The following is a 5461-nucleotide window of genomic DNA, read 5'->3' as shown; positions in this document are numbered from 1 at the left end:
AAGATCACTTTAAACGCTGTCTGTCAGGTGCAAGTCCGACAGGCTGCTAGGGGGTATTTATGAACCCGGATTCATTAAATAATTAAGGCTACGCTGTATGGAGGTGCCGTTACTATAACTTACGCGACGTTACAGCTCTGAGGGTTAACGCACTGTATAATCAGCCCTTTACGGGGCTAAATAAGCATCGATTTTTCTGAAAGTTGATGCCAGGCCCTGGTGCTTTTTATAGAGAACTATCGTTTTCCAACGGAACTGTATGAGTAATAGCGAACAAGATTCCTTGCTGATGCTGCTCAGAAAGGCACAACAGCAACAAAGTAATTTGCACCTCCGGTTCAAAAGCGGCGGTCAGATGGTGGTGCTCGGGAAAGAAGGTTTGTTCAGGCAGAGCGGGTGTAGCCTGAAGAGTCTTTTGGAAGCGACACCGGCGAATACAACGGTTAAAAAAATAGCTGAAAAATCTCCTGTAATAGCAGGAGTCAGGGAAAAAGGGCGCGAGTTGCGTGAGCTGCAATGGATGCTTGCCTACGAGATATCCGGTGGCAAGTTGTTGTTTGATGCCAAAGATACCCATGTTTTTAAGCTCGACCGCTGGCCGAATTTCACAAAGCTGCCGCACTCCGATAATTGCCTGAGAATGACTGCGTTTCTGGGTAAGCGCGCGACTTCTGTAGCTTTAGTGTCAAAAATACTGCAAATCCCCATTGAGCAGGTTCGGCGCTTTTACGTTGCATCCCGAGAGGCTGGCTACACGATAGCCCTGAACGATAAAGCGGAAGTGATTGAATTACCCGCCAAATGGAAAAATCGCTCCCTGGTTTCTTCACTGTTGATGAAGCTGAAAAGGGCCTGAGCCGGTGCAACATAAAATCATATTTTGTGGCTCAGTGGGGGCTGGCAAAACAACGGCTATTGCAGCCATTAGCGATAAGCAAGTTGTGTCTACCGAAGCCAAGGCCAGCGACGAGGTGAAATCGAAGAAGGCAACCACAACGGTCGCAATGGACTATGGTGTGCTAAACCTTGACGGCGGCGCTAGGGTGCACCTCTACGGCACGCCGGGCCAGCAGCGGTTTGATTACATGTGGGATATCCTCAGCACCGGTGGGTTGGGCTTGGTTATTTTGGTAGACAACACAGCCGAAGATCCCATCGGGGAAATGGAGTTCTACATCAAAAGCTTCAAGTCATTTCTCAAGGACAAACCATTCTGTGTTGGTGTAACGCGCATGGATTTGGGGCCTCGGCCCAGATTGGGCGAATACCAGGAAAAGCTGATTGAGCTCGGGCGGTACGCACCCGTATTTGAGGTGGATGCGCGAAGCGCCAATGACGTTAAGACTCTGATTCGCGGTCTCATCCATTTGATTGCCGTTGGGGTTTGAATGAGCAGTATCTTGTCCCTGAGAAAGTTCGGCGTTGGCATTGGTGAGCGTACCATTCTGGGTGGTATTGATCTCGAAGTGCCTGAAAAGGGTGTTGTATCGCTGTTTGGACCAAGCGGCACCGGTAAGTCAACGCTGATGAGAACCCTCGCCGGTCTGAATGATGCCAGCCCCAACTTGCGCATCTGGGGTGAGGCTGTTTATGCGGGGGAAAAGCTTGGCAGTGGAGAGCGCCCTGCGATGATGGTTCAGAGCGCCAAGCTTCTGGCTGCAAACGTGTTGCAAAATGCCTTGCATGAGGTTCCTGAGCGCTCCTCACTGGACCTGTCTCAACAAAGAGAGCTGGCTGCGCGTTTGTTGTGTGAGTGGGGCCTGCCTGAACTCGGCAGCCGGCTTTACGACCCGGTTATTGAGCTGGATCTGGCGCTCAGTCGTTGTTTGGCGATTATGCGGATTTCTCTTCCTAACCCCAGGATGATCTGCCTTGATGAGCCGACCACAGGGCTGGATCCGGAGGGCGCTGAAAAGGTTCTCAAGGCCATCAAGTTACAAGCTGAAAAGCGGGCGGTCCTGGTTACCTTGCACAATCAGGCTCAAGCCGAGTATTTAGGCGGGAAAACCGTGCTCACAGCAGGTGGCTATGTGCAGGAAGAGGGCGACTCCGACAACTTTTTTAAAGCCCCTAAAACGGAAATCGGTGCGACCTTTGCAAGAACCGGTTCTTGCAGTGTGCCATCACCGGATGCATCTCCGGAAGAATTGGCCCCCGATGTTCCGCGGCCCAAGAAGTTGCCTAAAGAGGCAACCAGCTACGTGAGTGGTAGCTTCGGCCCCCGTGGTTTTTTGTGGATTAAAAAGGGCATTTTGGCGGGTACGCCAAGGCCGGGTGTTTTCTATGATGAAGAGTACGACGTCAAGTCGCTCAGTAAAGTTGAGGTCAATCACCTCATCACCCTGACAGAGCCGCCCCCCAAGGAACTTGGGGTCAGCGTGGATTTGCTGAACAAGTACGGAATTGAAAATTCACAGTTCCCGATTCCGGACATGGGGGCGCCGACACTAGAACAGGCTGCCGAAATCTGCAAAACGATTGATGGCCTGATAAAGCGAGGCGACCGAGTTGCTGTGCATTGCAAAGCCGGAATGGGGCGCACGGGTACCGTGCTTTGCGCTTATCTTATTTGGGAAGGTGACGATGCTATCAGCGCACTTGAACGGGCCCGGAACATCGAGCCGCGCTGGGTTCAGTCAGATGTTCAGGTGGAGTTTCTCGAAGCCTTCGCGGGTGCAATTCATCAAGTAGCAGCTTGCAGGATGACGCAATGAAGAAACTTGACGACTGGGAGGTCGATTTTGATGAACAGGATGAGCTGACAGCTTGTGATGATATTTTTGCTGATGATGGGACAGGCAACGGGCAGGTCGAGTTCACTGAGGACTACGATGCAGACCTGTTGCCTGTCGACGGCAAGATAGACGTAAACGAAGATTTTGACGAAATACCTAATCCAGAGGGCTCCACTTCAGAGGTTTCCAGAGTGGAGCACCATGCTAACCGAGAGATAAAAATAATGTCTGATTTTGATGATGCAATTGCCAAAGCTGTGTCGAATATTCCCGAGTGTTTGGCGGGCGGCGTAGTGGATATGGACAGCGGCATGCTAGTGGGAGTGAAGACCGTAGACTCCCACCCGCAGGAAGTTCTCGACATGCTGGCTGCCGCTACCCAGGACCTGTTCCAGGGGCAAAACGTGGTGACAATTGAAAACACGTTTAAAAAGGCACGCGGCCTGGAGCTCGACGACTATCACTATTTTAAAGAGATAATCGTCAACTCCGAAAACCTGATTCACGTATTTATTCGCGGAAAGCAGCAGCCCCAATTCGTTATGACGTTTGTCTGCCGGCTGTCCGCGAACCTTGGTATGGTGCTTACCAAAGCTCGCGCACAGGTGCCAGTGTTGGAAGCTGCTATTTAAGGCCGGTTTGGGCTCAGTTAACCTGCGCTTAGGAAAAAATCTGATGGCTGGTACCTCGGCCATCAGATTTGTTACACCACGGCTTAAACCATGGATTGAGTAAATATGAGCGGTGAAAAGGAAGCATTGGTTCTTACGGTATTGAAGCGATTAAAGGTGTCTTCCGGTGGCGATATCGAAGCATCTGCTGTGGTCACCATGGATGGGCATCTGCTGGCATCTGATATGAAGCCGGAAACAGATGTGGAACGTTTTTCCTCTATGTGCGCTTCACTTCTGGCGCTGGCGGACCAGACACTGGCGGAAGTCGCCATTGGAGATATGCAGCAGGTAATGATCATGGGTACCAATGGCATATCCGTCCTTACCCATGCAGGCTCAGACGCCGTGCTTGCACTTTCTACGTCTGCAAGAGCTATGCAAGGAAGGGTGCTGATGGAGTCGAAAAGAGCTGCTGGAGAAATTGCCAAACTGTTGGCCGATGGTCATTAACGAGAATATTACCCGCCCGGTAAAGACAAAGGATGATCAACGGTGCCCACTGCAAAAATTGATGAACAACTGAGTCTGCTTTGCCAAAGGGCCAGCGAAATCAAGCTATGCATGGTTGTCTCCTCTGATGGGCTTGTGATCGCACATCATGGCAATGTGAGCGAGCCTGATCTTTTTGGTGCCTATTTTCTTGAACTGAATGTCGTTTGTGAAAAGATTCTCACTGAACTCAAATATGAAAGTATTGAAGAGATTTACATTCGATCAAAGTCCGGCGCCGTAACGCTCCTGCCAATTTTTGATAAGGGATTTTTAGCCTGCCTGTCCTCCGCTGATATAAATGCCGGGAAAATACAGATCCTGACCTGGAAGTATGTCAACAAGATTTCAGAGTACCTGGTAGATTGATTCGCTTCGCCTACGTTGCTCTCCAAAATGCCCGCCGGGGAACTTTGTTCTGAATTCATCGATTAGACACCGCTGACCGCAACGCGCAGCGTGGTAAAACACCAGTGTCATGCTGCCCCCCCTCTGTCAGCCTAGTTGTCCAGTTGGCAATTTCGCCTGAATTTAGTTAGTTGGGGCGGCATGGGAGTATTCATGCCACGTTATTCCGAAGAGCGTAAAGCCGCTGTGCTGAAGAAGCTGTTGCCTCCGCAGAACCGAAGTGTCGTGTCGGTGGCGGCAGAGGAAGGCATCTCCGATGTGACTCTGTATAGTTGGTTGAAACAGTGTCGACAACAAGGAATGCCCGTGCCAGGTAATCGTAGTACCGGGGAAGACTGGTCCCCCGAAGCCAAGCTAGCCGTTGTCGTGGAAACGGCCTCTATGTCCGAAGCCGAACTCAGTGCTTATTGCCGTGAGAAAGGCCTGTATCCAGAGCAAGTGCAGCGTTGGAAAGAAGCTTGCCTGCAAGGCGCTGGCATGCAGCCAGACCGCGACAAAGTCGCTCAGAAGCAACAAAGGGACACCCGGAAAACCATCAAGAAGCTGAAGGCCGAAGTGCGCCGCAAAGATAAAGCTCTGGCTGAGACGACGTCGCTTCTGGTGCTGTCAAAAAAGCTCGAAGCCTTGTACGGCGAAGATCCGGACAGCGACGAGGATATCTGACACCGCTGGATGAACGTGCAAGGCTCCTGGAGCTGTTTGATGAAGCCGTTGCCGGCGGTGCAGCCCGATACAAGGCCGCAGAGTTGATTGATATGAGTGAGCGCACATTGAAGCGTTGGCGAGGTGCTAACGGCACCGTTGCAGAAGATCTGCGTCCGGATGCAGAACGGGCTGAACAGCCCCATAAACTCACACAGGCCGAGGAGGTGGCCATTCTGAGTGCGTGTAATCAACCCGAGTACCGGAGTTTACCGCCCTCCCAGATCGTGCCGTCGCTGGCCGACAAGGGGCTTTATCTGGCATCGGAATCCTCGTTTTACCGGGTGTTGAAAAAGCACCAGCAACAAAACTACCGAGGGCGCATGAAGCCACCTCGCAAGGTGCCGGAACCGACCAGCTTCACGGCGACAGGCCCGAACCAGGTCTGGAGTTGGGACAGTGTGCCGCAGAGGCACCAGATAGTGGAGCAAGGATGCAGACACTTTACTGAGC

The 5461-nt window shown here is 51.8% G+C and carries 7 protein-coding genes and 1 pseudogene; all 8 read left to right on the top strand.

Features of this window, described 5'->3' with window-relative positions; translation table 11 throughout:
- Nucleotides 1-259: 259 nt before the first annotated feature.
- Entirely contained in the window at nt 260-856 is a 597-nt protein-coding gene (locus tag ACTH3S_RS17705) for a hypothetical protein (RefSeq protein ID WP_441810333.1), read from the top strand.
- A gap of 4 nt (nt 857-860) precedes the next feature.
- A complete protein-coding gene (locus tag ACTH3S_RS17700; protein ID WP_441810332.1) occupies nt 861-1388 on the top strand; it encodes a GTP-binding protein in 528 nt (175 codons plus the stop codon).
- Nucleotides 1389-2714: a phosphatase domain-containing putative toxin gene (locus tag ACTH3S_RS17695; protein ID WP_441810331.1), complete on the top strand. Its 1326-nt coding sequence runs from the start codon at nt 1389-1391 to the stop codon at nt 2712-2714. It begins immediately after the preceding gene.
- Nucleotides 2711-3367 (top strand): hypothetical protein, encoded by a 657-nt coding sequence (locus ACTH3S_RS17690; protein ID WP_441810330.1) that lies wholly within the window; start codon nt 2711-2713, stop codon nt 3365-3367. The genes ACTH3S_RS17695 and ACTH3S_RS17690 overlap by 4 nt, the downstream gene beginning before the upstream one ends.
- Nucleotides 3368-3472: 105 nt before the next feature.
- The gene (locus ACTH3S_RS17685; protein ID WP_441810329.1) at nt 3473-3859 is read left to right on the top strand and encodes a roadblock/LC7 domain-containing protein; all 387 of its coding nucleotides are present in this window, start codon (nt 3473-3475) and stop codon (nt 3857-3859) included.
- Between the two features lie 42 nt (nt 3860-3901).
- Nucleotides 3902-4267, top strand: coding sequence for a roadblock/LC7 domain-containing protein (locus tag ACTH3S_RS17680; RefSeq protein WP_441810328.1), 366 nt, complete (start codon nt 3902-3904; stop codon nt 4265-4267).
- A gap of 192 nt (nt 4268-4459) precedes the next feature.
- Nucleotides 4460-4969 (top strand): transposase, encoded by a 510-nt coding sequence (locus tag ACTH3S_RS17675; RefSeq protein WP_441810327.1) that lies wholly within the window; start codon nt 4460-4462, stop codon nt 4967-4969.
- 92 nt (nt 4970-5061) lie between these two features.
- Nucleotides 5062-5461 (top strand): annotated as a pseudogene (locus ACTH3S_RS17670) (hypothetical protein); the annotation flags it as partial.

Origin of the sequence: Marinobacter sp. (assembly GCF_052094685.1) — a bacterium.
Classification (GTDB): domain Bacteria; phylum Pseudomonadota; class Gammaproteobacteria; order Pseudomonadales; family Oleiphilaceae; genus Marinobacter.
Note: the sequence above shows the minus strand (reverse complement) of the source record. Positions and strands in the feature narration are given on the sequence as shown.

Bases quoted from the DNA above. Each gene is read 5' to 3' on its own strand.
- ACTH3S_RS17685 (WP_441810329.1), top strand. From the start codon at position 3,473: ATGAGCGGTGAAAAGGAAGCATTGGTTCTTACGGTATTGAAGCGATTA.
- ACTH3S_RS17690 (WP_441810330.1), top strand. From the start codon at position 2,711: ATGAAGAAACTTGACGACTGGGAGGTCGATTTTGATGAACAGGATGAG.
- ACTH3S_RS17705 (WP_441810333.1), top strand. From the start codon at position 260: ATGAGTAATAGCGAACAAGATTCCTTGCTGATGCTGCTCAGAAAGGCA.
- ACTH3S_RS17695 (WP_441810331.1), top strand. From the start codon at position 1,389: ATGAGCAGTATCTTGTCCCTGAGAAAGTTCGGCGTTGGCATTGGTGAG.
- ACTH3S_RS17675 (WP_441810327.1), top strand. From the start codon at position 4,460: ATGCCACGTTATTCCGAAGAGCGTAAAGCCGCTGTGCTGAAGAAGCTG.